General features: G+C 63.1%; 19 protein-coding genes and 4 pseudogenes. 16 read left to right on the top strand and 7 right to left on the bottom strand.

Annotation, left to right across the window (positions count from 1 at the left end; all coding sequences use genetic code 11):
- Window positions 1-197 precede the first annotated feature (197 nt).
- The 12 genes and pseudogenes from THSYN_RS30715 (at window position 198) to THSYN_RS30655 (ending at window position 13,640) form a co-directional block, all read left to right on the top strand.
- Window positions 198-1,835, top strand: a complete 1,638-nt coding sequence (locus THSYN_RS30715; RefSeq protein ID WP_100922871.1) for an oleate hydratase — start codon at window positions 198-200, stop codon at window positions 1,833-1,835.
- 307 nt (window positions 1,836-2,142) lie between these two features.
- Entirely contained in the window at window positions 2,143-3,858 is a 1,716-nt protein-coding gene (locus THSYN_RS30710; RefSeq protein WP_100919993.1) for a hypothetical protein, read from the top strand.
- Window positions 3,859-3,924: 66 nt separating this feature from the next.
- Window positions 3,925-4,473, top strand: a pseudogene (locus THSYN_RS30705) (zinc-dependent alcohol dehydrogenase); the annotation flags it as partial.
- Window positions 4,474-4,733: 260 nt separating this feature from the next.
- On the top strand, window positions 4,734-6,143 hold the full coding sequence (locus THSYN_RS30695; protein ID WP_157818064.1) for an ATP-binding protein: 1,410 nt from the start codon (window positions 4,734-4,736) through the stop codon (window positions 6,141-6,143).
- Entirely contained in the window at window positions 6,140-7,249 is a 1,110-nt protein-coding gene (gene hisC, locus THSYN_RS30690; RefSeq protein WP_100922868.1) for a histidinol-phosphate transaminase, read from the top strand. The genes THSYN_RS30695 and hisC overlap by 4 nt, the downstream gene beginning before the upstream one ends.
- A 139-nt stretch (window positions 7,250-7,388) precedes the next feature.
- Window positions 7,389-8,582, top strand: a complete 1,194-nt coding sequence (locus tag THSYN_RS30685; RefSeq protein ID WP_100922867.1) for an MFS transporter — start codon at window positions 7,389-7,391, stop codon at window positions 8,580-8,582.
- 111 nt (window positions 8,583-8,693) lie between these two features.
- The gene (locus THSYN_RS30680) at window positions 8,694-9,323 is read left to right on the top strand and encodes an IS607 family transposase (RefSeq protein WP_100922866.1); all 630 of its coding nucleotides are present in this window, start codon (window positions 8,694-8,696) and stop codon (window positions 9,321-9,323) included.
- Window positions 9,320-10,723, top strand: coding sequence for a transposase (locus tag THSYN_RS30675; RefSeq protein ID WP_100922865.1), 1,404 nt, complete (start codon window positions 9,320-9,322; stop codon window positions 10,721-10,723). The genes THSYN_RS30680 and THSYN_RS30675 overlap by 4 nt, the downstream gene beginning before the upstream one ends.
- A 3-nt stretch (window positions 10,724-10,726) precedes the next feature.
- Window positions 10,727-10,948, top strand: a pseudogene (locus THSYN_RS36475) (molybdopterin cofactor-binding domain-containing protein); the annotation flags it as partial.
- Window positions 10,949-11,130: 182 nt separating this feature from the next.
- Window positions 11,131-11,607, top strand: coding sequence for a (2Fe-2S)-binding protein (locus tag THSYN_RS30665; protein ID WP_100922864.1), 477 nt, complete (start codon window positions 11,131-11,133; stop codon window positions 11,605-11,607).
- On the top strand, window positions 11,604-12,443 hold the full coding sequence (locus THSYN_RS30660; protein ID WP_100922863.1) for an FAD binding domain-containing protein: 840 nt from the start codon (window positions 11,604-11,606) through the stop codon (window positions 12,441-12,443). Before THSYN_RS30665 ends, THSYN_RS30660 begins: the two co-directional genes overlap by 4 nt.
- Before the next feature lie 153 nt (window positions 12,444-12,596).
- Window positions 12,597-13,640 (top strand): GNAT family protein, encoded by a 1,044-nt coding sequence (locus THSYN_RS30655; RefSeq protein WP_100922862.1) that lies wholly within the window; start codon window positions 12,597-12,599, stop codon window positions 13,638-13,640.
- Window positions 13,641-13,784: 144 nt separating this feature from the next.
- Here the strand turns inward: THSYN_RS30655 and THSYN_RS30650 are convergent, their stop codons facing one another.
- From THSYN_RS30650 to THSYN_RS30630, 5 genes are all read right to left on the bottom strand, one after another.
- On the bottom strand, window positions 13,785-14,069 hold the full coding sequence (locus THSYN_RS30650) for an ATP-binding protein (RefSeq protein WP_236849013.1): 285 nt from the start codon (window positions 14,067-14,069) through the stop codon (window positions 13,785-13,787).
- Window positions 13,997-16,075, bottom strand: coding sequence for a SpoIIE family protein phosphatase (locus tag THSYN_RS30645; protein ID WP_157818062.1), 2,079 nt, complete (start codon window positions 16,073-16,075; stop codon window positions 13,997-13,999). Before THSYN_RS30645 ends, THSYN_RS30650 begins: the two co-directional genes overlap by 73 nt.
- A gap of 95 nt (window positions 16,076-16,170) precedes the next feature.
- A complete protein-coding gene (locus tag THSYN_RS30640) occupies window positions 16,171-17,085 on the bottom strand; it encodes an ABC transporter substrate-binding protein (RefSeq protein ID WP_236849012.1) in 915 nt (304 codons plus the stop codon).
- A 223-nt stretch (window positions 17,086-17,308) separates the two neighbouring features.
- Window positions 17,309-17,647 (bottom strand): STAS domain-containing protein, encoded by a 339-nt coding sequence (locus tag THSYN_RS30635; RefSeq protein WP_100922860.1) that lies wholly within the window; start codon window positions 17,645-17,647, stop codon window positions 17,309-17,311.
- A 32-nt stretch (window positions 17,648-17,679) separates the two neighbouring features.
- The gene (locus THSYN_RS30630) at window positions 17,680-18,201 is read right to left on the bottom strand and encodes a hypothetical protein (RefSeq protein ID WP_100922859.1); all 522 of its coding nucleotides are present in this window, start codon (window positions 18,199-18,201) and stop codon (window positions 17,680-17,682) included.
- Between the two features lie 214 nt (window positions 18,202-18,415).
- On the opposite strand from THSYN_RS30630, the gene THSYN_RS30625 reads away from it, so the two are divergent.
- From THSYN_RS30625 to THSYN_RS30615, 3 genes and pseudogenes are all read left to right on the top strand, one after another.
- On the top strand, window positions 18,416-18,736 hold the full coding sequence (locus tag THSYN_RS30625) for an NHLP leader peptide family RiPP precursor (RefSeq protein WP_100922858.1): 321 nt from the start codon (window positions 18,416-18,418) through the stop codon (window positions 18,734-18,736).
- Window positions 18,737-18,828: 92 nt separating this feature from the next.
- Window positions 18,829-19,251: pseudogene (locus THSYN_RS37550) on the top strand (ABC transporter transmembrane domain-containing protein); the annotation flags it as partial.
- A gap of 28 nt (window positions 19,252-19,279) precedes the next feature.
- Window positions 19,280-20,008: pseudogene (locus THSYN_RS30615) on the top strand (ATP-binding cassette domain-containing protein); the annotation flags it as partial.
- On the opposite strand, the gene THSYN_RS30610 reads toward THSYN_RS30615, so the two are convergent.
- Both THSYN_RS30610 and THSYN_RS30605 read right to left on the bottom strand, forming a co-directional pair.
- The gene (locus THSYN_RS30610) at window positions 20,001-20,513 is read right to left on the bottom strand and encodes a hypothetical protein (protein WP_100922856.1); all 513 of its coding nucleotides are present in this window, start codon (window positions 20,511-20,513) and stop codon (window positions 20,001-20,003) included. The pseudogene THSYN_RS30615 and the gene THSYN_RS30610 sit on opposite strands and share 8 nt — an antisense overlap.
- A gap of 29 nt (window positions 20,514-20,542) precedes the next feature.
- Entirely contained in the window at window positions 20,543-22,330 is a 1,788-nt protein-coding gene (locus THSYN_RS30605; RefSeq protein ID WP_157818059.1) for a solute carrier family 23 protein, read from the bottom strand.
- A gap of 515 nt (window positions 22,331-22,845) precedes the next feature.
- Between THSYN_RS30605 and THSYN_RS30600 the strand changes: the two genes are divergently transcribed.
- On the top strand, window positions 22,846-24,552 hold the full coding sequence (locus tag THSYN_RS30600) for a uracil-xanthine permease family protein (RefSeq protein WP_157818058.1): 1,707 nt from the start codon (window positions 22,846-22,848) through the stop codon (window positions 24,550-24,552).
- Window positions 24,553-24,664 lie beyond the last annotated feature (112 nt).

Raw genomic sequence — 24,664 nt, 5'->3', positions numbered from 1 at the left:
TGGAACGGGAGCGGATTCCGGGGCATCGGGGGCGGCTCGCTCGGTTGGCGATGCCGCCGGTTTGCCCCGGTCGCTCATTCCCTGAGCCTGCCGGCAGCCCGGCTGAGCTTCAAAGCTGATCGCCTGCAGTGATAATCTGCCGGGTCCCGACAGTTTGCTTTTCAGCGATAATTCCTGAAAATGAGAGGTACTCTATAATGGAAAAGCCGGTAGATTCTTCTGTCAAGGTTTATCTTAATGGTCTTGGCCTGGGCTCCATTGCTGCTGCGATGTATCTGATCCAGAAGGCTGACTTCAATCCATCCAATATCCATATCTTTGAGCAGAAGGGCGACACCGATACTGTCGGAGGGAGCTGTGATGCCTCAGAGATGATCGTGGACGACCAACCGGCATACTTTATGCAGGGCAGTCGCATGTTTGAAGACAAGGTATATCCCTGCACCAAAGAACTGTGGTCCATGATCCCGTACAACGATAATGAATCGTGCCTGCAAGATCATCAGAAGAACCGTGAAGAATGCAGACTCAGCACTGTCGTTCGTCTTCTGCATGAGAATGGTAAGAAGGACACCGGATATCAACTCGGTCTCAACACGGCTGAAAAGTTGAAGATGGCAAAACTGCTGGCCACACCCGAGTCCTTGATTCCAGACGGTGCAAAGATTACGGACATCTTTGGAGAAGCGTTCTTCACCAGCAATTACTGGTACATGTGGCGATCACTTTTCGCCTTCCAGCCGTGGCATTCAGCAGTGGAAATGAAGCGCTACATGCATCTGTTCTTTCACGAGATGCCGAACATGAACACGATGGCAGCTCTGGAGCGTACCCGCTTTACCAACTTCCACTCGTTCATCCTGCCCGCCCTGCGCTTCATGCAGAAGAGGGGCGTGAACGTCCACTATAACTGCAGGATTTCAGACGTCGACTTCAAGATCGACTCCGGCGGCAAGGAGAGGTGGATTGAGCGCATCCACCTCGAGACCGAGGGTGGCGAGCCCAAACCTTCCATCCAGGTGCGCGACACCGACCTCGTCTTCCTGACTATCGGCTCCATCATCAGCAATGCCTCGTTCGGCGCCCACGACCGCCCGGTGGACAAGCCCGCGGTCGGCAGCCGGAACCTTGGTGGAGCCTGGACCCTGTGGAAGAAGATCGCCGCCCGGCAGCCCGACTTCGGCCGCCCCGACCAGTTCCTGCGCGACCTTTCGCAGTCCAGGATGATGACCTTCACCGTCACCTTCCGCGGAGGATTATTCCAGCGCAAGTTCGAGTGGTTAGTGGAGCGCCAGATGGGTCGCCAGAGCCCGCTGCCCATCACGGCCTCCCCGTGGATCATGCATCTGCACACCTACCGGCAGCCCTTGTTTCCCGACCAGCCCCGCGCTACGTGCGTCATCTGGGTGACGGCGCTGCGGGACAACAACATCGGCAAGTTCGTGAAGAAGACCATGCCCGAGTGCACAGGTCGCGAGATCCTGGAGGAGCTGTTGGGCCACCTGCAGTTCGACCAGGACGAGGTGGAGAAGAACGAGATCCTCGACACCTCCACCTGCATCCCCTGTATGCTGCCCTACAGCAGCAGCCAGTTTCTCAGCAGAGCCAGGGGCGACCGGCCTGCAGTGGTGCCGGCGGGCGCAAAGAACTTCGCGTTCCTCGGGCAGTTCGTAGAGATCCCCAACGGGATCGTGTTCACCACGGAGTACAGCGTGCGGGGCGCGATCCATGCGGTCAAGACGTTCGTCAAGCCGTCGCTGGTGGTCCCGCCAATGTACTTCGGGCAGTACCACCCGCTCACGTGCATTGCGGTTGCGCGTGCTTTATTCCGCTAGGTGTCCTCAGCCAGGCGGATAAGGGGTTCGAGGCGCAGCGTTCGATCGGCCCCATCGCTGATTTCGATTTTCATTATGACCGATCAACGACTGACAGGCCCTAGGGTGTTCAATCTGACCTAAAAAGGCGCCGAAAAGTCGATGCAAGAAGCGTGTTGCCTGGAAGGCCCGGCGGTCGGTTCTGTGCTTGGGGGAGTACGATGACGCGTGCGCCACTTTCTCATGCCAAGCCGTTGACAAACGACGAACGCTTGATCAGTCTACTGGCGCGGTGATCTGACCGCCTTGCCGGAGCACGCACGACGTGATGAATGCATTCAAGAGCCCAGCGAGCCGTCTGGCCAACCTGTTCCAGCGATCACGTGATGCCTGGAAGGCGAAAGCGTTGGAGCGGCAGCAGCGCCTGCGGGCCGCGGAGGTCAAGATTCGGGATCTGGAGCACAGCCGCGCGCAGTGGAAGGCGCGTGCGCTAAAGGCGGAGCGTGCGCGAACGGGAGCCGAAGAGGCCGCGGCGCCGGCGGATGACGAACCAGCGGATGAGCCACCACACCTTGCGCTGTCCCCGCCGGTCGGCCATCACTATTCGGTCATGGTCATGCAGTTAACCATGCGGCTGTATCTGCACGCGGGGCTCGGCAGCCGCGGGGTGGCGCGGGTATTGAATCTGTTCGGCGCGTCACTCCCGGTGGCGGCGCCAGCCCACACCACCGTGCTCAACTGGGTCTATCGCTGCGGTCTCGCGATTCTCAATCGCCAACCGCAATGGCGCACGGATTGGATCTACGTCGCCGACCATACGATCGCCTTGGGGGCGTCCAAGTGCCTCGTCATCCTGGGTATTCCGGTGAGTGCACTGGCCCAGAGCGGTTACAGCCCGTGTCACGGCGCCATGCAGGTGCTGGCCGTGGAGATCACAACACACAGCACGGGAGCGTGGGTCGCACAAGTGCTCAGGCGCGTTGCGCAACGCACCGGTCCACCAGTCCAGATCGTTGCCGACCACGGCAGCGACCTGCACAAGGGCATCGCCTTGTTTCAGGAGCACGCCACTGCCTGCGTCTATACTTATGATATATCGCATCTTATTGCGACGCGGCTCAAGGCCGAGATGGGCCGAGATGCGCGCTGGGAGTCCTTGCTGGCGCACTGTCGCCGCGCGTGGTCGTCCTTGCAGCAGACCGATCTCGCCTTCTTGCTGCCGCCTCGGCAGCGCATCAAGGCGCGTTTTATGAATCTGGATGTCCATGTGCGGTGGGCACAACGCGTCCTCGCCTACCATGATCGCGGCGACTTCAGCGCGATCCGCGCGCAATACGTCCTGAAGTGGCCGGCATGGGAGCACCTGTGCGCGCGGTTCGGCGCCGCCCGGGCGCACCCATTGCGGGCCATCGTCGGCATTCGCTATCCCGACCGGGCGGCTTTTTGCCAGGCACTGCAGACACACTCAGACCTCGAGAGTGATACGCTCGACGATGTGTTCTGGCAGCAAGCGGACGCCGGGTACAGTCGCTTCCTTGACGGCTTTGCCTGGCTACTGTCCTACCGGGATGACCTGGTGGATTACGCGCAAATGATGGCGCAATCCAAGCTGATTCAGTCGCATCTCAAATCCACGGGTCTTCAGCAGGGCTCCCAAGAATCACTCCAGGCCACGCTGCCACCGCCGTCAACGCTCACCCCACGGGCGGCGGCCTTTACCCAACAGATTCTCGCGAAGGTCGCATTGGAATCCGCCAAGATCCCGACTGATAGTGTCTGGCTGGCCTCCTCCGATATCATCGAATCGGTCTTCGGGAAATACAAATGCTTCACCACCAGGGGGCCGCTCAAGGAGATCGGTAAGCTGGTGCTTGCGATTCCTGCCTTCATCGCCGACCTGGCGACTCCGTTGATTCAGGAGGCGATGGAATCGGTGCGTACTATTGATGTCGAGCAGTGGGCGACAACGCACCTCGGTGCGTCGATGCTGGCCCGGCGTCGGCGTGCTCTCATTGATTTTGTGTCAAACACGAAAACTGCATGAATTTAATTTGCGATATAGGTGAAATATTGAACACCCTAGACAGGCCCCACATGCTCACCCGCTGGGCTGACGCCGCCCCCGGGACAGGCCAGCGCCTTCTGGGTGACCGAGCCGGGCCGTGGCGAGCTGCGCCGCGAACCCTTGCCGGACCCCGCCCCCGGGGATGCCTTGGTGCGCACCCTCTACAGCGGCATCAGCCGCGGGACCGAGTCCCTGGTATTTCGCGGCGAGGTACCGCCGAGTGAGTACCAGACCATGCGCGCGCCCTTCCAAGCTGGCGACTTTCCCGGGCCGGTCAAGTACGGTTACTGCAGCGTCGGCCTGGTCGAGGAAGGCCCCGCGCACCTGCTGGGGCGGACGGTCTTCTGCCTGCATCCGCACCAGACCCGCTACCGGGTCCCGGCGGCGGCGCTCCACCTCCTACCGGAACAGGTACCGACGGGGCGCGCGGTGCTCGCCGCGAACCTGGAGACCGCGGTCAACGGGCTCTGGGACGCCAGCCCCCGTCTCGGGGAGCGGATCGCCGTCATCGGTGCCGGCACCCTCGGCTGCCTGGTCGCCTGGCTGGCGGGACGCATCCCCGGCTGCCAGGTCGAGCTGATCGACCTGAACCCCACAGCTCACCATTCACGAGACCGTTGTGCGCCCCCCGCGCCTGGCGGTGCCGGAGGGTTCGCGCTTCAAGGGGTACCGCGACGTCGTGGTGCAGGACCTGCGCATCGCGGCGCACAACACCCTCTACCGCCTGGAGGTCTGGCAGACTCCCACCGGAGAGCGCCTGAATACAGACCCGCTGCGGAACTGCCCGCCCGCTTGCCCGGGTATGCCCCGCAGGAGTAGGATTGGTCGGCGAATGCTGCTTTGAGATCGGACGGATGTCAGGGCTTCTGTCCCCGGCACCCAGCCGCACCCACCCTGCCAACTACCTGAGCGCCAACCGGCCGTCAGTGATCCTCATGGACACTCAACCTGCCAGGCCCGCAACCCTGCGCCTCGCCGTCACGCTCAGGCGGTGCTTCTTGTCCCTATGCACGAGCTTCGTGGAACAGTCGGCCCGGGCACTCGGCTTGGGGGACCGGGAGGCGCTGTCGCTCACCCTGGCGGCGGAGGAGATCTTCATCTACCTGGCCGAAGGTGCGGCGTCAGACCAGGATCTGCGCATCGAGTGTCAGGGCGGCGGCCATGAGGTGACGGTGATCTTTACCGCGCCGAGCCACACCCTCGACCTCCGGGCCTTCAACATCACCTCGCGTTCGATCACCGGTGATGACGAACCTTCCGCCGAGTTGGGGCTGCTGATCGCTGCCCGCATGGTGGATCGGCTGCGTTTTTCCCAACAGGGCGGTGAATTCCACTTGGCGATGAGCAAGGACAGGGCCTATCCGGCCGCGGACGCCACGCCCTTCCCGATCCCGGATGCGGGACCCGCGGTGACCATCAAGGAACCCGACGCCGCCGAGCTTCATCTCCTGCTGCAACGCATTCAGGCCTTGCCGTCTGGACGCCTGCCGGCGGAGTTCGCCACCACTGGCAAGGTCGTCGATATGGCCGCTGCCGGGGTCTACCAGGCCGCCGTCGCCGTGGACGCAGCCGCTAATCCGGGCGGTGGCTTGCTCTGGCGTCGGCAGGGCGACCGGCTGGTGGAGTGCTATGGTCCCTATCTCTTCGGGCAGTCGGCGACGATCGCGCGCCGGCTGCTCGATCGACTGCTCGGCAGCCTGGCCAAGTCCCGTGCGGTCGGGTTGCTCTGTCGTTATCCGGCGCCCGATCTGCCCGCGGACTATTTCGAGGCATTGGGCACCCTGCACCATCAGGCCCCCGATGGCTCAGTGACCGAGATTCCGGCCTATTACCGCCAATTGATCGAAGACGCCGGTGCCATCGCCTGGTGCCATCCCGAGGTGCAGCCCTTCCTCACCAGCGAATATCGGCGGCTGGCCTTCGCGCGCACCCAGGTCCCGCTCGCCTCGTCGGGGGCGATGGTCGATCCCTATTCGGTGCTGACTGCCGCATTCAACCGCCCGGCCGGTGAAGTGACACTGCGCCCACTCTGGTGGGGCGCGGACGCGTTGGCGAACCTGTCTGCGCATGTCCGGGTCCTGCGTCAGGAGGGATTCTACGACCTGTTCTTCGAGATGGACCTGGGGCAGGCCTGGCAGGGCCACTTCACCCCCGCGCTGCTGGCGACCGGTTTCAGGCCCCGGTTGATACTCCCGAATGCCGGCCAGGGCGATACGCTGGTGTTCCAGTGCGAGGCCCAATTCGAGACCGAGGCCAGGCCGTGAACCCACCGCCGCTGGATCGCTTGCTGCCGGCCTATGTGCGGGGCTTCGAGCCCTATATCCCGAGCAAGCCGGATGCCGAACTGATGCGGCTCTACGGCTGTGCGCAGCTACACCGGCTCAACAACAACGAGAATGTGCTGGGACCACCGCCGGCCGCGCAGGAGGCAATCCGAGGGTTCTCACCACCGCTCGCCGCACTCTATCCCAGTGGCGATGCCTGGCACCTGCGGCAGCGGCTGGCCAACCGCTTCGGCAAGGACCCCGATCAATTCCTGGTCGGTAACGGTGCCAATGAGGTGATCGGCTTCGTCATCAAGGCGTTCTGCGAGCCCGGCGACAATATCGTGACCGCGGACAAGACCTTCGCGGTATATGAATGGTTCGCGACTTTTTCCGGCATCGAGGCCCGGTTGGTTCCGCTGCGAGACCACGGCTTCGACGATCAGGGGATGCTCGACGCCATCGACGCTCGCACCAAGGTGCTGTTCGTCTGCAACCCCAACAATCCCACCGGGACCTACTGGGACCGCGACCGTTTGTCGCGCTTTCTGGAGCGGGTCGCGGGCGAGCGGATCGTGGTGCTGGATGAAGCCTATTGCGAGTTCGTCGAGGCCGACGACTTCCCGGATGGCATGGGGCTGATCGACGATTATCCCAATCTGGTGATCTTCCGGACCTTCTCCAAGATGTATGGGTTGGCTGGCCTGCGGATCGGCTATCTGGCCGGCAGTCTGGACCTGGTGAATGCGATCCGGCGGACCTGTATCGTCTATTCGGTCAATGCCCTGGCACAGCTCGCCGCGGTCGCGGCCGTGGATGACGACGCCCATGTCGCTCGCACCCGGGCGCTGGTGCGGGAGAGCAAGGGGCTGCTGCGGGAGGAAGTGACTCAGCTGGGTTTGCCGTACGTCGCTGGAGAGGGCAATTTCATGATGATCCAGTTGCCGATGAGCGACACCCTGGCCTATCGCCGGCTGCTCCACCAGGGGTTCATGATCCGGAGCATGACCGGGTTCCGTTTCCCCAACTGGATTCGGGTCAGCCTCGCCCGGCTGGAGGTCATGGAGGGCTTCGTCGCCGCCCTGCGCACCCTGATTTCGCGGTGAGCGGTCGGGCGTCTTCGCGGGCGGCACCAGATGGGTTTCGCTTCGCTCCAGCCATCCTACCGGGAGGCTACAACCTTTCGACTTGCCTCGGGCTCGATTCATCCCTTATCTCTCATCCCTTATCCCTCATCTTTCCCCCATGCCCCGCCCCCAATCACTGCTGTCCCCGGAATTCATCCTGCTATCGGGCATCTCTTTCTTTGCCTTTTGCAACATCGCGGTGTTCTACGGATTTTACAGCTATCTCGGACAGATCGGCATCCCGGCGGAATGGCGCGGGCTGCTGGTGGGGCTGGAGCCCTTTACCGCCTTCGTCTTGCGCCTGCTGTTGATTCCCCTGATCAGTGTAGCCAATGCGACGCGGGTCTTGCTGGCGGGGCTGTTGCTGCTGGTCATGACCCTGTTGAGCTACCAATGGGCGCTGAGCGTGCCGAGCCTGATCCTGTTGCGCATCCTGCATGGGGCCACCTTCGTGTTGTTGGTGTCGGCCAGCATCACACTGATGGTGCAGTTGATCCCGGAAGGACGGAGCGCCCAGGGCTTCAGCCTGTTCAGCCTGACCACGCTCCTGCCTTACGCACTGATGCCGCCACTGGCCGAATGGCTGCTGCCCCAGGTCGCGAGCGCGGCGCAGATCTATGCCGGGGTCTCACTGCTCTCAATCCCGGCCATCCTGTTGCTGCTGGCGGGTCGCCGAAGGCTGGCCGCGGTGGTGGCGGGCATGGACCGGACCCTGACTCAAAGACCCAGTCGGCGGGAACTCAAGGAGGACCTGCAACGGCCGGAGGTGCCCCTGCTGCTGCTGGTCAATCTCGGTTACTATCTGGCCTACAGTTCAGTATTCTATTTCATAAAGGACTTTGCCGGTCAGTTCCGCGGCGTCGACGTGGGGCTCTTTTTCGGCCTGTCGACTTCAACACTGATCCTGACGCGACTCTTGGGCAGTCTGGTCCTGGATCGGTTTCCGAAGTTGCCAGTGCTTCGGATCAGCACGCTCTGCCTGGCCCTATGCCTCTTCGCCCTGGCCCGGACCGATTCCATCACTGGTCTCGCACTGTCGGCCGTCTTCTACGGGCTTTGTCTCGGCGTCAGTCTGCCATTGCTGAACTCGGCGCTCTTCATGGCCTCACCGCCGGCCCTGCGCGGCGTCAACACCAACCTGGCGCTTTTTATGATGGATGCGGGGTTTTTCCTGAGCCCCTGGCTGGGCGGTGCCTTCCTGGCGGCCGGGGGGCCGATCGGCGGTCTCTTTATCGGCGGTGCCGTGGTCCTGCTCCTCGCCTTCGGCCTGCTGCTGGCCGTTCGCCCGACCCCGGGAGACCCACGACCGTGATGATGGAAATCGGGTTGGCCGTACCGCGCGTGGACGCCCACGCCAAGGTGACGGGCCAGGAGGTGTTAACTGTTGTTTGATTCTTATTTATTATTATCTATAATTGCTCGCGTGAGCAAAACTTACCGCATCAACGAGTTCGCGAAACGGATCGGGAAAGCGCCCTCGACGATCCGGCGTTGGGAGCGCGAGGGTAAGCTCGTGGCCAAGCGTCATCCGTCCGGGCATCGCTATTTCGACGAAGCGGACGTGCGCTTGCTGACGGGCGGCGTGCCGGAGCGGCGCGCGGTGGTGGTGTACTGCCGCGTGTCGAGCGCCGGTCAGAAGGACGATTTGGCCTCTCAGGTGAAGGCGATGGAGACCTACTGCCTGGGCGCTGGGATCGCCGTGGATGAATGGATGACCGAGATTGGCGGCGGGATGAACTTCAAGCGCAAACGCTTTCTCGCCCTGGTGGAGCAAATCGGGCGCGGCGAGGTCCGGCAAGTGCTTGTCGCCCATAAAGATCGGCTGATGCGCTTCGGGTTCGACCTGTTCGAGCACATCGCCAGGCATAACGGTTGCGAGGTGGTGGTAGTGAATCAGGAATCGCTCTCGCCGCAACAGGAGATGGTCGAGGATTTGCTGGCCATCGTGCACACCTTCTCCTGCCGGCTGTATGGACTGCGCAAATACAAGCACGAAATCAAGGCCGATTTCCCCGACTGTGCCGCAACACAACCCAAGGCGCTTTGCGAATGAAGGTCACGCGCACCCTGCAAGCCGATGTCCCGCCGGAACTCACGCCGATCTGTCAGGCGATGGGCTACCTGCGCGCCGATATTTGGCGACGATACGGGGCGCTGGGCAACGTCGGCAAGTCCGCTAGCGACATCCGTAAGGCCATCACCGCCCAAGACCTCTATTCGGGCCTGTGGGTGGACGGCACCGTGCGTAACGAAACCACCAAGGATGTAGTCAACGATATTTTGACATACAAGGCGGCGGCGAAGCTCAAAGTTCGACAGGCTATCGCGGCCAGGACCGCGGACCCAGCCGAGCGGAAACGGCTCTACACCCTACTCACGGCCGATCAGTGGATGGAAGACCTTTTCCTCCATCGCCAGATGCGCAAGCACTTCCGGCACGGCGTCAGTCACACGACGAACCAGTTCATCGTCCGTTCCGATAAACATTCGTCTGAAGTTGTTGACGGTCAACTGGTTATCACGATCCGCGTGGCCAAGAAGTACGGTGATGACATCCAGTTGGTCACGACGTCCAATGGCAAGAACGTCGACCTGACCGGCAGTAACCTCCGTGTGTGCGTGAAGGACGGCTTCACGGAAATCCACTACGCGACCGACAAGGATGAGGGACGCCGGCACGAGGACCAGGCACTTGGGATCGACAAGGGCTATACCGAAGCGTTCACGGACTCCGACGGCGCCGCGCATGGGCAGGCCTTCGGTGCCGTACTGACGGCATATAGCGACACGGGTGCCAAGACCGGTCAGCAGCGCAACCAGCTTCATGCGCTGGAAAAGAAGCACCGTAAGCGCGGCCACCAGGCCAAGGCCGACCGGATTCTCACTAATAACCTGGGTCGCAAGAAGCTCGAAGCAAGAAGGGTGCGCACCAAGAAGCGCTTGCGCACGATCGCCTATCAATCGGCGCACTCCATCGTGGATAAGGCGGCCCTGGTGGTCTCCGAAGATTTGACCTCGCCCATTGCCAGGAAGCAGCAATGGAAGCGATACAACAGACGCATGAGTTCATGGGCAAAAGGCGTGCTCGCCGAGGCCCTGGACTCGGTGTGTAAGCAGCGCGATGCCGAGCATGTGCTCGTCAATGGTTCCTTCACGTCGCAAATGGACTCGACTACTGGCTTGCTGGAAGGCAAGCGCCGTGGCGACAAGTTTTACCGGGTCACCGGGGACGTTCTGCAGGCAGACCATAACGCGGCTCTGAACGTGCTGGCAAGGCTCGCGGACCCGGAGATCAAGCGGTACATGCCGCACCGGGAAGTCCGACGGGTGCTGCTGTCACGTTCTCCGGCGCAACTGAGCGTCAAGAGGCTTGAGTTGCAGGCCGCAACGCCTATCAACCAAGTGCGGATAAATCCTAACTTCATCACTGAGCAACTTTGCTCAGAATTTTAGGAACAGGAAAGCATCCTCGCCGGCTACAAGCGCCATGCGGCGCGACTGCATTACCGACTGGGCGCGCAGGCCGACGGGAGCCTGCACGCACTGGAGTGCCGGCTCTATTACGACACCGGTGCCTATGCCCATCTCGGCGGCGAGGTCTTGGAACTGGCCCTGGAACACGCTGCCGGTCCCTATCGCATCCCCCACACGCGGATCGAAGCGCTGGCGATCACCACCATCGAGGAGACCGGACCCTTCGGGAGCAAGGGCATCGGCGAGGTCGGTATCAACGGGCCATTGCCGGCCATCGCCGGGGCCATCGAGCAGGCCCTGGAGGTGCGGATGCATCAGGCCCCATTCACACCACCGCGGGTGCTGGCGGCCCTGGAGGCCCACACCGGGTCCAGGGGAGACGCCGCATGAGGCTCAGGCTGACGGTGAATGGCGAGACCCGGGAACTGGAGGTCGCCCCCGATCGGCGGGCCGTGGACCTGTTGCGCGAGGACCTGGGGTTGACCGGAGTCAAGGAGGGCTGCGGTGTCGGCGAGTGCGGTGCCTGCACCATCCTGGTGGACGGCGCGACGCGCCTAAGCTGCCTGTTGCTCGCGGCGCAACTGGCGGGGCGCGAGGTCACCACCATCGAGGGGCTGGCGCCCGCGGGGCAACTGCACCTGGTCCAACAGGCCTTCATCGACTGCGGCGCGGTCCAGTGCGGCTTTTGCAGCCCCGGCATGATCCTGGCCGTGGTCGAGCTGTTGCGGCGCGACCCGGCGCCCAGCCGGGCGCTGATCCTCGAGGGTTTGAGCGGCAACCTTTGCCGCTGCACCGGCTATCACATGATCATCGATGCGGTGGAGGCAGCGGCCCGCGTCCTGCGCGCGGAGGCGCCGTCATGATCCCGGTCTTCACCCCGCACTCCTTGTCGGACCTTTGGGCCGCGCTGGCGCAGGCCCCCGGTGCCATGGTCTATGCCGGGGGCACCGACCTGCTGGTCAAACGCCGTGCCGGTCTGCTCGCGCCCCCAGCGCTGATCCATCTGGAGCGGATCGACGAATTGCGGGGCGTGGAGGAACGGGGCGAATGGCTGCGTCTCGGCGCGGCCTGCACCCATACCGAGCTGCTGGCCGAGGCGCTGGTGCAGACCCAGGTGCCGGTGCTGGTCGCGGCCTTACGGGTATTGGGTTCGCCCCTGGTCCGGAACATGGGAACCCTGGGCGGCAATCTCTGCACGGCATCGCCGGCCGGTGATACCCTACCGCCACTCTACGCCCTGAATGCCGAGGTGGAACTGCTCACCCCGGCCGAGTCGCACCGCATGCCACTGCGCCAATTCATCACCGGGCCGGGACAGACCGCGCTGCCACCGGGCGCCATCCTCGGCTCCGTCTGGGTGCCCAAACCCTCAGGCTGGACTGTGCAGCACTTCGAAAAGGTCGGGCTGCGCAACGCGCTGGCCTGCTCGGTAGTCAGTCTGGCGGCGCTGTTGCAGGTCAATGGCAGCGGCGTAACCGAACGGGCGGCGCTCGCCTGGGGCAGTGTCGGACCCACCGTCATGGTCTGCCCCGAGGCCGAGCGGTGCCTGATCGGGCGGCACCTGTCGCTGCCCCTGCTGCGCGAGGCCGCAGCCAAGGCCCAGCAGGCCGTCTCGCCCATTGTCGATGGCCGCGCCGATGCCGAGTACCGGCGGACGGTGGCCGGGAATCTCCTGTTGCGGTTGTCGGAACTGGTCTAGTACAGCACGCCGGAGATTTCGCGACCGTATCTGTTCGTTGTCGTGGTCGTGGTCGTAATCGCTGTCCTCTGCAACACCGACAAGGATCACGACTGGGAACGGTAGCAGGATTTTCGTTATTCTGTACTCGCTTGATTATTGAACGGGAGCACGATGGCAATCGATAACACCAACCGCTCCGACAGCGGCACCGGCCTTGAAATCAGCCTGTTTCGCGAAGGCGATGGTGAGGGAATCACCGCGCTGTTTCGCGATGTCTATGGCGAAGGCTATCCCATCAAGCTGTTCTATGACCCCGCCGCCATCGCGCGCGCCAATGCCGCCGGCGACTATTATTCGATCACCGTCCGTCAATCCGGTGAGATCGTGGGCGTGGAGCACCTGTACCGGTCGGCCCCCGACCCCTGTGTCTACGAGGCCGGGGCCGGACTGGTCCGCAAGGACTGCCGCAACCTCGGCCTCACCAAGCGACTGCTGGAATTCATCTGCGAGGAATGGGTGCCCCAGCAGCCGGACATCCATGAGGTCTTCGGCGAGCCGGTGTGCAATCATCCCTATATGCAGAAGGCTGTGGCGGGACTCCGATTCGTCGAAATGGCCCTGGAAATCGCCCTGATGCCCGCCGAGGCCTATACCCAGGAACAGAGTGCCACCGGACGGGTCGCGGCCCTCTTGATCTTCCGTTCCTATCGCCCGAAGCCGCACCGGATATTCCTGCCGCCGGTCTATGAAAAGGAACTGCGCTTTCTCTATCAGCCGCTCGACGAACCGCGGGAACTGGCGACGGCCGATGAACCCTTGCCGACCGCCTCGCCATCGGCGATCACCATGACCCTGTTCGATTTCGCCAGGGTCGCCCGGATCGCGGTGGCCCATGCCGGTGGCGATTTCATCGAACGCCTCACGGCGCTAGAGCAGGAGGCGACGGCGCGCGGGGTCTGGGTCTTCCAGGTCTGGCTGAACCTGGCCCAGCCCTGTGTCGGGGCGGGGGTGGAGCATCTGCGCCAAGAGGGTTATTTTCTGGGTGGTCCACTGCCGCGCTGGTTCGATACGGACGGGCTGCTCATGCAGAAGCTCCTGTGCCCACCGGATTTCGATCAGATCCAGCTCCACTCCGACCGGGCGCGTGAGATCCTGGCACTCCTTCGGCAGGATTGGGACAGCGTCCACCTCGGTCAACAGTGCGGTAAGAAATAGATTTCGCCACCGCTTCTTGTCGTTGTCGTTGTCGTATCCGAATTACGACAGCGACAACGAACACGAATGGGAGCGCCGGCGTGAACTTCGGCGTTCGATAATGGCGGCAAGGGTTGAAGCAATGCACCAAGGCCGACTTGACCCTCAGCCCAACACGACATCGACGCGGTTGCGCCCGCCCTCGCGCCGGTAGGTCAGTGAGCGGGTCATCTTCTTCACCATGTGCAGGCCCAGGCCCCCGATCGGACGCTCTTCGGTCGCGGCCCCCAGATCGGGCGCTGGCGCATCGAGCAGCGGGTTGAACGGCTGACCGTCATCCTCAATGACCATCGTGGCGGGTGGTCCGATCCGCAAGACTACGCGGATGTTATGCACGTCATCGTCTGAATAACCATATTTGATCGTGTTGGTGACCAATTCCTCGAGCACCAGTCGGGCAACATAGGGCAGTGCCTGGGGGGGGCGGCGGTCGCGAGGAATCCATCCAACTGGTCGAGCGCATTCGCCAGGCCCTCCTGGTGATTGGCGATGTCCAGCCGCAGACAGCCTTCGCCATCCGGAGGGGCCGCCGGGGCACTGGTCACCACGCGTCTCAACATCAGCATGGTGATGTCGTCGGATTGCTCCGCCCCGGCGGCGTGGGCGCGGATATCCCCGGCCAGTACGCCGACACAATCCTCGCAATTGAGCGCGGGCGCCCCCTCCATCCGGGATGCCAGCCGCTTTTCACCGTACAGCCGATGCTCAGGGTTCATGGCCTCGGTCACGCCGTCGGTATACAGCAACAGGGCGTCACCCGCGGCCAAGGTCAAATGGCCGGTCTCATACACAGCCCCCGGCATAATGGCCGCCGCGGCCCCGTGGGGGTTCGCGATCCATTCCATCCGTCCGTCTAAACGCACCAGCAATGGCGCGTTATGGCCCGCATTGGCGAAGTCGACTGTACCATCGCTGAGGCGAACCACCGCGCAGAATAGGGTCACGAACATACAGGAATCGTTCCCCTCCGACAGGTCATCGCTCACCCGGGCCAAGGCCCGCCCGGGATCAGCGTCGATCTTGAATGACGAGCGGAAAAAAGAGCGCGTAACCGCCATGAACAGCGCGGCCGGGATGCCCTTGCCGGAGACGTCGCCAATCGCGACCACCAGCCGGTCCTGATCCAGGAAGAAGAAATCATAAAAATCCCCACCCACCTCGCGGGCCGGCTCCATACGCGCAAAGAGATCCAGGTCCGCGCGTGCTGGCAAGATGGGAAAGGTCTTAGGCATCAAGTCCATCTGGATGTCATGGGCAATTCGCAACTCGCTGTGCATGCGCTCGCGGGCGGCGGTGGTTGCCGCCAGGTCCGCAATGTGGTGTTTCAGGTTGTCACGCATCGCGCCGAAGGCAGCAGTCAGTTGCGCGATCTCATCGGTCCCCCGCGGCCTGGGTAGCGCGGCCTCAAGATCTCCCGACGCCAAGGTGGCCGCCGCCGCACTCAACGCCTCCACCGGACGCGTGATCGACAGGGCAAGCAGCCAGACCGCAAGCACGAGCAGCACCAACCCGCCCGCCCCTACCAATGCCTGGCTCTGACTCAGGCGCAGGATGTCGGTCCGCAGTTGGGCCTGTGAGATCACGGTCGCCATCGTCCAGTCGGCCGTCTTGAGCGGTTGCCAGGCGAGCCAGGAGGCATCTGCAGTGGCCCAACTCAACCATGGAATCATCCCGGGACTACCTGACACCATGCGCAGGCCGACCGCTCGCAGCGAGTCGCTATTACGCGCCTCGGCGATACTGAAGATGCTTTCATTAAGGGCGACGTCCTTCACCGGGTGTGAAATGAAGGTACCATTACGGGTCAGCAACGCGCCGTATCCATTCTTGCCTACCGGCAAGATCGCCAGGGCGCGGTCCAGCCAATCGAGGCCGATATCACAGGTGACGACGCCTGCGAACACCGCTCCGGTCGGCGTCTGGATGCGGATCGGCATGGAGTAGGTCACCATCTTGACGCCATTCGTCCAGCGGTAAGGCTCGCTCCACACCCCCCGATCCAGATATCTGGGAAGGGCGAACCAGTCCTCACCGAGCTGCGAGTGATTCCCCTCGTCCAGATTCTGGTATGCCAACGAACCCTGGTTACGATAGGCGTACGGCGCGGAATCCGGCCAGGTTGCGGGGCGCATGGCAGGCAGCAGGGTCACCGCGGTACCGTAGACCTCCGGATAATCGCGCAGGGCGGCGTCCTGCAGCGCCCGTACCTGGGCGAACGGTACATCCAACGCCTGCGCCTGCAGTGTGAGAGCCATCCCTTGGACGAGACCCTGCAATAGACCCAGCTTGGCATCGATCTTGTCGGCAGCCCCCTCGGCCAGGAACGCCGCCCGGTTCATCGCCTCCGTTTCCAGCCGCTCGCGCATGCCCAGGTAATTCCACCCGACGACGGCCATCAGCAGCAGTCCCGTGACACCAACGGTCCACAGGAGCAGGCGGGTACGGATGCTGTGCCGCGGGACGAACGCATCGCTATTGCCCGATCGTTCTGTCATGGCGCCTCCTCTGCTTGAAATGGCGCAAAGGCAGTGAACTCGGGCGCCTGTTCCAACAGCCCAGCAGACCGCAGTGTCTGCGCCGTACTCGCGAATGCACGCTGGTCGAGGCGGCCAACCGCCGCGGGCAAGGACCCGGGAACAAAGATGGAATCGAGGATGTGGCGGAGCATCCAACGCTCGTGGGGTCGGTTGGCGGCCACGCCGGCTCGGCGGGCTTCGGCCAAGACTGCGTCGAGCGCCTCCTCCGGGTGGTCACGGGCATAGACCCAGCCGGCCAGGGTCGCCCCGCGCACGGCCCGTACGAGTTCGGGGTTGCGGCTGGCCCAGGATGACGTGGTATAGAGACCGTCCTCGGGAAAGCCGAGACCAAAGTCGCGCATTCGGAAGGCGGTGATGCGCCCGGCGTCAATTCCGGCCTGCCAGATCCGGTGGTACTCGTTGTATTCCATGGCCGCGCAAGCAGCCACGCCTCGCGCCAGGAAGAGATTGACCGACTGATACTGGGGTATCGGCTTGGGACTGACCCCGTTGATGGAAAAGAATGCCTGGAATGCGGCGGCGAAAGCCCCCTGCCAATAGCTGACTCGCTGCCCGTCAAGCTCCTTGGCCTGCCTGACGCCCATATCCTTCCAGGCCAAGAGCATGAGATTGGAGCGTTGTACCACTTGCATCACTTGAACGATTTGCGGTTGCGTAGATCGGTTGGCTGGTGGCGCCGCCGCAATGATCGCATCGGTAAGAAAGAGTGTGACCAGATCCGCCGCACCCGTGCGCAGCAAATCAACGGAGGATTGGGCGACGCTCGCATGTACCAGACTCAGGTCCAGTCCGGCCGCCCGGTACCAACCCTGGTCGCGCGCCAGGTAATAGCCTGCAAACTGGCTCTGTGGCTGCCACTGCAGCGCCAATCGGACGACAACTGGCGGGGCGCCAGACGCCGCGGGAGCCGGCGGGAGCCCAACAGGCGCTACGGATTGCGCGAACGCCAACCCGACCACGGCCATGAGTACCACGGCGAGGGTGGCAAAGGGGGCCACTCGGCGCCACGCATGAGTGGCCCGCTTAACACGACTCTTATCAATGAACATATTGCTGGATCATCGCAGTGGCCGGCACAACGATTGAGGCCAGTTATTTGTTCATGGCCTGCAGGGCCTCCTCGACGCTCCCATAACAGGACATGATGGTCACGAAGCCGCTCATCTCCAGCACTTCATGGATCTGCTCGTTGGCGTTGCACAGGGCAAAGGCGCCGCCGGCTTGCTTGAGCCGTTTGGTGGCCTTGAGCAGAATTCGCAATCCGGCGCTGGAGATATAATCGGTCTTGGAAAAATCCACCAGCACCCGCGTCTCACCCTGATCGATTGCATCACCGATCTGTCGATCGGCCTCAGGCGCGCTGTTGGTATCCAGCCGGCCATTGAGCATCAGGATCAGTACACCGGCGCTCTTACTCGATAGCATACTCATGATTCCCGGGTCCTCGCATCAATGATTGAAACTTAACAGAAATTGCCCAGCTTTGACTGCTCCTGGGTATCGACCCGGTCGGCCAGGTGACGGATCGCCGCCCCCGAGAGTGTCGCCATCGCCGCCTCAAACGCCTCCTCATCCCGGTCCAGATCGAGCAGCGCCCGGGCATCCATCGTCGGCATGGCAGCGAACTGCACCGCCCAGCCTGGATAGTCTATCAGCAAACTCAGGGTGTATTTCTCAAATCGGGCAACCAACCGGGCCGGGCGGTCCATCACCCCGGCCGAGCGCAAGTCCTCCAGGACCTCGCCGACGGCTAGGCCGGGCCGTCCGATGCCCGTGCGCCGCCGCCTCCAGGCGGCCCCGCGGTCGTCCTGAAAGCGGGGCGTCTGCGGGCGGGCGCCAGCAAGCGCACACTCGCCCTGATGGGAGACACTGATATGAAATAGGAAATTCACCAGCATGGCGCAAGACATCCCGACTGCCAGGACTACCAGGACTACCATGGCTACCAGGACTGAGCCCAGGACGGACTTGAACGCCAAGGGCACTTGCGATCAAATCCGCCCCTACAACATCATCTGGGCAGCCGTATATGTGAGAACTGGTCGTCGGTACCGACGGGCTGATCGGAGTGGAGTGCGCCGAGCTAAGTATCCACGCGCTCGCGAGTGTGGTGCGCCAGGGAGTTTCCCAGCGGGCCGCAGTCGGGATGGACGGCACGCGGGTTACCCATTGCCATCCTATCGCCAAGGGGACCGGACCATGAACGACCACGCCAAACAGTATCAGCAACTCATCGCCAAGTGTTGGGCCGACGATGCCTTCAAGCAGCGCCTCTTGGCCGACCCGGTGGGGACGCTCAAGGCCGAGGGCATTGAGGTGCCCGAGGGCGTCCGGGTTCTGGCGGTGGAGAACACCGCGCACGTTATTACATTGGTGATCCCAGAACAGTTGAAGGACCTCTCGGACGAGGCCTTCGCCGGGGCGGCGGGAGGCGGCTGGGTGCCTGTGGGGTCTGGGAAGACGGTCGTGGCGTACTATAGTGGACCCTGCACCGGCTCCTGTTCGAGGCCGCCGATCTGAATCTGCGTCTGGCCAATGTCGACGAATACAACCGTCTGCAGGCGCGCCGAGTCGCCACCGAGGCCACACGCAATCATGCCTTCAAGGACTTGATGTCGGTGACGGGGGCACTCGCCAGGGCCTCGATCGCGATGGACCGGATGCTGCGCTTGCCGATGAGCTTTTTCCAGGGCTATTCCGCCGGCGACCTGGCGACCCGCGTCATGGCCATCACCCAGATCCAGACCCTGGCATCCACCGCCAGTGTCAATGCGATCCTGAGCGGCATCTTCAGCTTCGCGCTGATGTTCTATTACGACACCCGCTTGGCGCTCTGGGCGGCGCTGCTCATCAGCGTTTATTGCGTACTGAGCATGCTGCTGGGCTATCTGCGCCTGCGCCAGGAACGTCCCCTGGCCGAGTTGACCGGCAAACTGAATAACAGCCTGCTGCAACTCATCCTGGGGGAGACCAAGATCCGGCTTGCGGCCGGCGAGGATCGCGCCTTCGCCCGCTGGGCCAGTCTCTTTGCCCAAGGCCGCCGCCATCAACTGGCCGCAGAACGGATCGGCGCCTGGCAGGCGGCCCTCAACCAGACTGCACTTCCGCTACGCCCCGGAAGGACCTCTGATCCTGGACGATGTGTCGCTGGCGGTTTCCCCGGGAGAGTTCATTGCCCTGGTCGGGGCCTCCGGATCAGGCAAATCGACGCTGCTGCGGCTGTTGCTGGGTTTCGAGACGCCGGAGAACGGCGGCGTCTTCTTCGACGGCCAGGCCCTGGCCAGCCTCGACGCCACCGCCATTCGCCGCCAGATGGGTGTGGTGATGCAGAACGCCGAGCCGATGCCGGGCTCACTGTTCGATAATATCGTCGGCGCCGCCGGCGGCACCCTGGACGATGCCTGGGAGGCAGCGCAGCGGGTGGGGCTGGCGGAGGACATCCGCCAGATGCCGATGGGAATGCAGACGGTGATCCTCGAAGGTGGCGGCGCACTCTCGGGCGGTCAGATGCAGCGGCTGATGATCGCCCGGGCCGTCGTGGGCCGGCCCAAGATACTGCTGCTCGACGAGGCGACCAGCGCACTCGACAATCGTACCCAAGCGGTGGTGACCGATAGCCTGGAGCGTCTGGGGGTGACACGGGTGGTGGTGGCCCACTGTCTCAGTACCGTCGTCCACGCCGATCGCATCTATGTCTTGGCGGGCGGACGCATCGTCGAGGCAGAGAATTATGACGCGCTGATGGTGACCAATGGGGTACTCGCCCGACTGGCCGAGCGGCAGCTCACCTAGAAAGACCGCTTGCACCACCAGGACACAAAGGACACAAGTGCAGGGCCAGCAAGAGGAAGTGCAAGGCCTCGGTGATGTTGCTTTCCAATGCCTGGTTGCCGCTTGCGGCGGTGGGCCTGGTACGCGCAAGCAACCCGTCGAGTTCATACACGCCCTCGCGCAAATCATCAATGAGGCGATTACGGCTTTGCAGATTGAGCATGCGGTCCAAGGCTAGGCGGTCCTGCTGGCGGTTGATCAGCTCGGTAATGAAGGTGGCGATCTGACCGGCCAGGGCCCGGTTGCCCTGGAGCAGGGCCGGGATGGGTGTCGCCAGCTCCCCGGTACGTTCCATATCGGCCGCGCTGAGATAGGCCGGGAGACAGTTCAGCAGTCGGCCCTGTTCCCGTTCCACCAGGTCAAGGGCCGTCAGTGCGTCATCCTGTTTGAGATGGCTGCCGATCAGCTTGATGCCAATGAAGAACAGCCCAAGCCCGCCGAGGATGTCAGCGAAAATAACGGTCATCTGAAGCTGAAAGTTCGAATATCCTGGCATCAATGAATGAAACTTAACCGCAATTGCCCCCGATTTAACTGTTCCTGGGTTTCGACCCGGTCGGCCAGGTGGCGGATCAGCGCCCCCGAGAGTGTCGCCATCGCCGCCTCGAACGCCTCCTCGTCCTGATCCAGGTCGAGCAGCGCCTGGGCATCCATCGCCGGCATGGCGGCGAGATGCAATGCCTGGCCTGGGTAGTCTATCAGCAAATTCAGGGTGTATTCATCGAATCGGGCAACCAGCCGCGCTGGCCCGGCTATTACGCCGGCCGTGCGCAAGGCCTCCAGGGCCTCGCCGACGGCCAGGCCGGCCCGTCCGATGACCTCGCGGCGGGCCCCCCAGTCGGCCCCGCGGTCCTCCAGAAAGCGGGTGGCTTGCGCTTGCGGGCCGGCACCATCGAGCACACACTCGCCTTGCTGGGAAACACCGATACGAAAAATAAAATTCAACAGCATGGCGCAAAACACCCCGACGACCAGGCCCGAGCCCAGGATAGGCTTGAACGCCAAGGGCACTTGGGCGGTCAACTCCGGGACCATGAATACGGCAGTGCCGGCCACCAGACCCAGCCCCACGGTGGCGCGACGTCGCGCATTGAGCAGGCGCGACAGGATCAACTCTGCCCCCGACACCATCATATAGGCGGCCGTGTAGATCAGGATCGCCCCAACGATCGGTGCCGGCAGCAGGATCACGAAGGCAGTGATCTGGGGCAGTAAGGCCAGCGCGATCAACAGCAGGCCTGTCACGACCCCGGCCCGTCGCGCGGCCACCCCGGTGACATGCGCCAGCCCCAGATTGACCGAAGAAATCGAGGTCGCGATGGTGCCGGTCAAAGCGCTCAAGAGGTGGCAGAGGCCCAGCCCATTAAGTAACCGACCGATCATCGGCAGATCGGGTCTACGCCATCGCTCATTATTCATCTTGTCGATCATCACGCCGGAACCCACCGTATCCACGGCCGCCATAATCGATCCCAAGAGATAAGGGACGATTGCCGCCGGGACCCAGGTCGGTGGTGCCGGCCGGTAATACTCGCCGGGCAAGGCAAACATGGGTTGCGCCGCCACCCGCGCCAGTTCGGCGCTGCCAAGCACACCGGTCAGGACAGCCACCAGCAGTCCGGCGGCGGCACCGATTAGCAATGCGAGGATTCGCGCGCGGCCAGGGGACCACACCGCCAAGCCGAAGATCGTCCCGAGGGTGACCGCAGCGATCAGCACGGCGCTGGGGTCGAGCGGGTTGAGGGTCCCCGCCGCCAGACCGGAGGCCCGCCGGATGCCAACCGGTACGAGGCCCATGCCCAGCAGCACCAACAAGACGCCGCTCACTTCAGCCGGAAACAGCACCCGCAGCAGCGGCAAGAAACGCCCAAGAATCAACATCATCAGTGCATAAACCAGAACCCCGCCGGCGGCGGCGCCCGGCCCGGAGAACTCGACGACCGCGATGAATATGGTGATGTTCAAAGGACCCTGCTGATTGATCAGTAGATGGCCGGCGCTGAAGCGCGTCGTCAGACCATTCAGCACGGTGCCCAGGCCCATGACCAGCATGCCAAGAGCCAAGAAGTCGCGCAGTTGAGCGCCCGCCAGCCCCATGCTCTGACCGGCGATCATGCTGTAGATCAACAGCATCAGCGCCATGATCGCGTGCTGGATACTCACGCTCAGGGTGGTCGACCAGGGCGGGCGATCCGACGCGAGATAGAGCATATCGCGCGGCTTCTCGCGTTTGCCTTCGGCAAACGGCGGCAAGAGGCGGTCGAACGCATTGTGCCAGTCCATGTCAGGTCTCGGGGTAATCATCGCGTCGAGCGCCCAGGTCCGGCACGGCCGCTCGTCCACTGCTCTTGCGGACAACGCGAGGGCGTTCGGGTGCAATCCCTGCGCGGCCGCCCGACATTGCGAATAAAATGTTGTTGACGACTGCTGGCGGTGGGTCTGCGTTCTGCATTTTGATAACTTGTTCGCAGTGCGGTTTTGCTTGGCCGCGGGAACCGCTGGCCGCAGCGGCCAAGGATGGTATGATCGGTCAAGTATGTCTCAGCCGCAAGCACGACCACGAGGGGCTGCAATCCCACCCGCCGGCAGCGGCACTGCTGAGACCGCCCCGAGTTGGAGGAGATTGCACACGCCAGCATACCCGCGCGTGCGTGCGGTGACCTTGGGGGACGGCGGGTGGCGGCACAATGTTGGGCCACTGTTGGCCCCGAACGAACGAGACTCCGATGAACTGGAGAAAGCATTTCGATCGTGTTCTGCCTCCCTTTGTTGACGCAAAGCGGGAGAGGCCTCGCGATATGCTGTATATCGCCCAGGAAACACCGCCCCTACCCACGGTTCTGGCAGTGGGTATACAGCATATGCTGGTGGCACTGATGCTGTTGATCTATGTCGTTATTGCCGGCAAAGGCATCGGTCTTGCGGACGCGCCGCTGCGGGATTTCGTATCCCTGTCGGTGGTCGTCATGGGTCTTGGTACCCTGCTGAACAGTTTGACCACCCGGGTCAGCGCGGGCCACCTCTTGGTGCATATCCCGGACCCCTTTACGATGATGGCGTTCATCGCTGTGACCAACGCCCATGGCCCGAGTGCCGCGGCGGGCGGCCTCTTGGCAGGGGGTATCGTCGTTATTGGGCTGGGACGTTTTTTGCCCCGGCTGCAAGTCCTTTTTCCGCCCGAGGTGACCGGAACGCTGTTGGTCCTGCTCGGCATGAGCCTGATCCCGGGTGGCGTAGAACGCGCTATCGGGCTCGAGCGCGGTGGCATCGCTCCAACGTCAATACTGATCGCTGCGACCACCCTGGGATCATTGGTCGCCGTCTCAGTCTGGACGGGGGCCCGCCTTCGTGTGCTGGCCCTGATCATCGGTGCCGCGACGGGGATGTTCGTGGCGGTACTGACCGGCGACTTTGGCGCCGCAGAAATGGCCAAGGTCGCGATCCAGCCGCCGCTTTCGCTACCGGTTGGCAATTACATCCCGCCAACGCCCACCTGGGTTCCGGCGGCGATCATCCCCCTTGTTCTGGTCCTCGTGATCAATGCCGTCGACGCGGTGGGGGGCGGGGTGGTGATTGACAAGATGAATAATGAAAAATGGCGGCGTCCTGATCTCCCGATGATCGGCCGTTTGCTGAACGGCATGGGACTGTGCAACATCGTCTGCGGCCTCGCCGGCACCTTAACCACTTGCATCTCCTCGGCCAACCTCGGCCTCGCCCATATGACCGGGGTCGCCGCACGGCGCGCGGGAATGGTGACCGGCGTGCTGCTCATCGCGATTTCCTGCCTGCCCCAGATCGCCACGTTCATCATCCTGCTGCCGCCCGCCGTCGTCGGTGCCATCCTGATTTATACCGCAGGCTACGTGATGGTCTCCGGCGCGCAATTGATTATGTCGCGGATGCTCAACAGTCGGCGGCAAGCGGTCGTCGGACTGGGTCTGGCCGCTGGTACGGCGGTGTTCATGGTCCCGGGACTGACGGCGTCGGTATCCCCGGAGCTTAAACCCATTCTCGGTTCGGGGCTGGTGGTCGGGACCATGGTTGCGATCGGGTTGAATCTGCTCTTCCGTATCGGCGTCTCCCGTTCCCGTGAACTCCTGCTGGACCAAGCGCGGCCGGGTCCGCAGGCAACTCGGTTTCTTGAAGACTGCGGGGCGGACTGGGGGGCGCGCCCGGAGGTCATCGCCCGCGCCGGTACCGCGGTGGGCGAGGCACTGGAGACCCTTAACCAGGCCCGGGCGCTCGCGGGCCCGGCGCGCTTGTTGGCCAGTTTTGACGAGTACAAGTTGATTCTGACGCTGGACTATCCTGGCCCAGGCATCCAGTTTGCCGCGCCCCAAGCGGTCGACTGGCAGGCACTCATGGACGCCGACGCGGATGATGCGGCGCTCGCTGAGGCCATGGCGACGCTGCCCGGGATGCTGATCCAAAAACTGGCCGATCGCGTCGATCAGGGTGAACGCGATGGCCGCGCCCAGCTACGGCTGCAATTCGATCATTGACCAGGGATCATCCGCCAGTGCTGGTGAAGCCGCTGAGAATATAGCATTATCCGCCTGGCTTCACTCCCACCACCGTATAAGCGGTCAGCGTGCAGAGAAAACCGCCGGATTG

The sequence above is a fragment of the Candidatus Thiodictyon syntrophicum genome, from assembly GCF_002813775.1.
Classification (GTDB): Bacteria; Pseudomonadota; Gammaproteobacteria; order Chromatiales; family Chromatiaceae; genus Thiodictyon; species Thiodictyon syntrophicum.
This window is presented reverse-complemented; position numbering and strand designations above follow the sequence as displayed.

Bases quoted from the DNA above. Each gene is read 5' to 3' on its own strand.
- THSYN_RS30715 (WP_100922871.1), top strand. From the start codon at position 198: ATGGAAAAGCCGGTAGATTCTTCTGTCAAGGTTTATCTTAATGGTCTT.
- THSYN_RS30710 (WP_100919993.1), top strand. From the start codon at position 2,143: ATGAATGCATTCAAGAGCCCAGCGAGCCGTCTGGCCAACCTGTTCCAG.
- THSYN_RS30695 (WP_157818064.1), top strand. From the start codon at position 4,734: ATGTCAGGGCTTCTGTCCCCGGCACCCAGCCGCACCCACCCTGCCAAC.
- THSYN_RS30685 (WP_100922867.1), top strand. From the start codon at position 7,389: ATGCCCCGCCCCCAATCACTGCTGTCCCCGGAATTCATCCTGCTATCG.
- THSYN_RS30675 (WP_100922865.1), top strand. From the start codon at position 9,320: ATGAAGGTCACGCGCACCCTGCAAGCCGATGTCCCGCCGGAACTCACG.
- THSYN_RS30665 (WP_100922864.1), top strand. From the start codon at position 11,131: ATGAGGCTCAGGCTGACGGTGAATGGCGAGACCCGGGAACTGGAGGTC.
- THSYN_RS30660 (WP_100922863.1), top strand. From the start codon at position 11,604: ATGATCCCGGTCTTCACCCCGCACTCCTTGTCGGACCTTTGGGCCGCG.
- THSYN_RS30655 (WP_100922862.1), top strand. From the start codon at position 12,597: ATGGCAATCGATAACACCAACCGCTCCGACAGCGGCACCGGCCTTGAA.
- THSYN_RS30645 (WP_157818062.1), bottom strand. From the start codon at position 16,075: ATGGCCGTCGTCGGGTGGAATTACCTGGGCATGCGCGAGCGGCTGGAA.
- THSYN_RS30635 (WP_100922860.1), bottom strand. From the start codon at position 17,647: ATGAGTATGCTATCGAGTAAGAGCGCCGGTGTACTGATCCTGATGCTC.
- THSYN_RS30625 (WP_100922858.1), top strand. From the start codon at position 18,416: ATGAACGACCACGCCAAACAGTATCAGCAACTCATCGCCAAGTGTTGG.
- THSYN_RS30610 (WP_100922856.1), bottom strand. From the start codon at position 20,513: ATGACCGTTATTTTCGCTGACATCCTCGGCGGGCTTGGGCTGTTCTTC.
- THSYN_RS30605 (WP_157818059.1), bottom strand. From the start codon at position 22,330: ATGGACTGGCACAATGCGTTCGACCGCCTCTTGCCGCCGTTTGCCGAA.
- THSYN_RS30600 (WP_157818058.1), top strand. From the start codon at position 22,846: ATGCTGTATATCGCCCAGGAAACACCGCCCCTACCCACGGTTCTGGCA.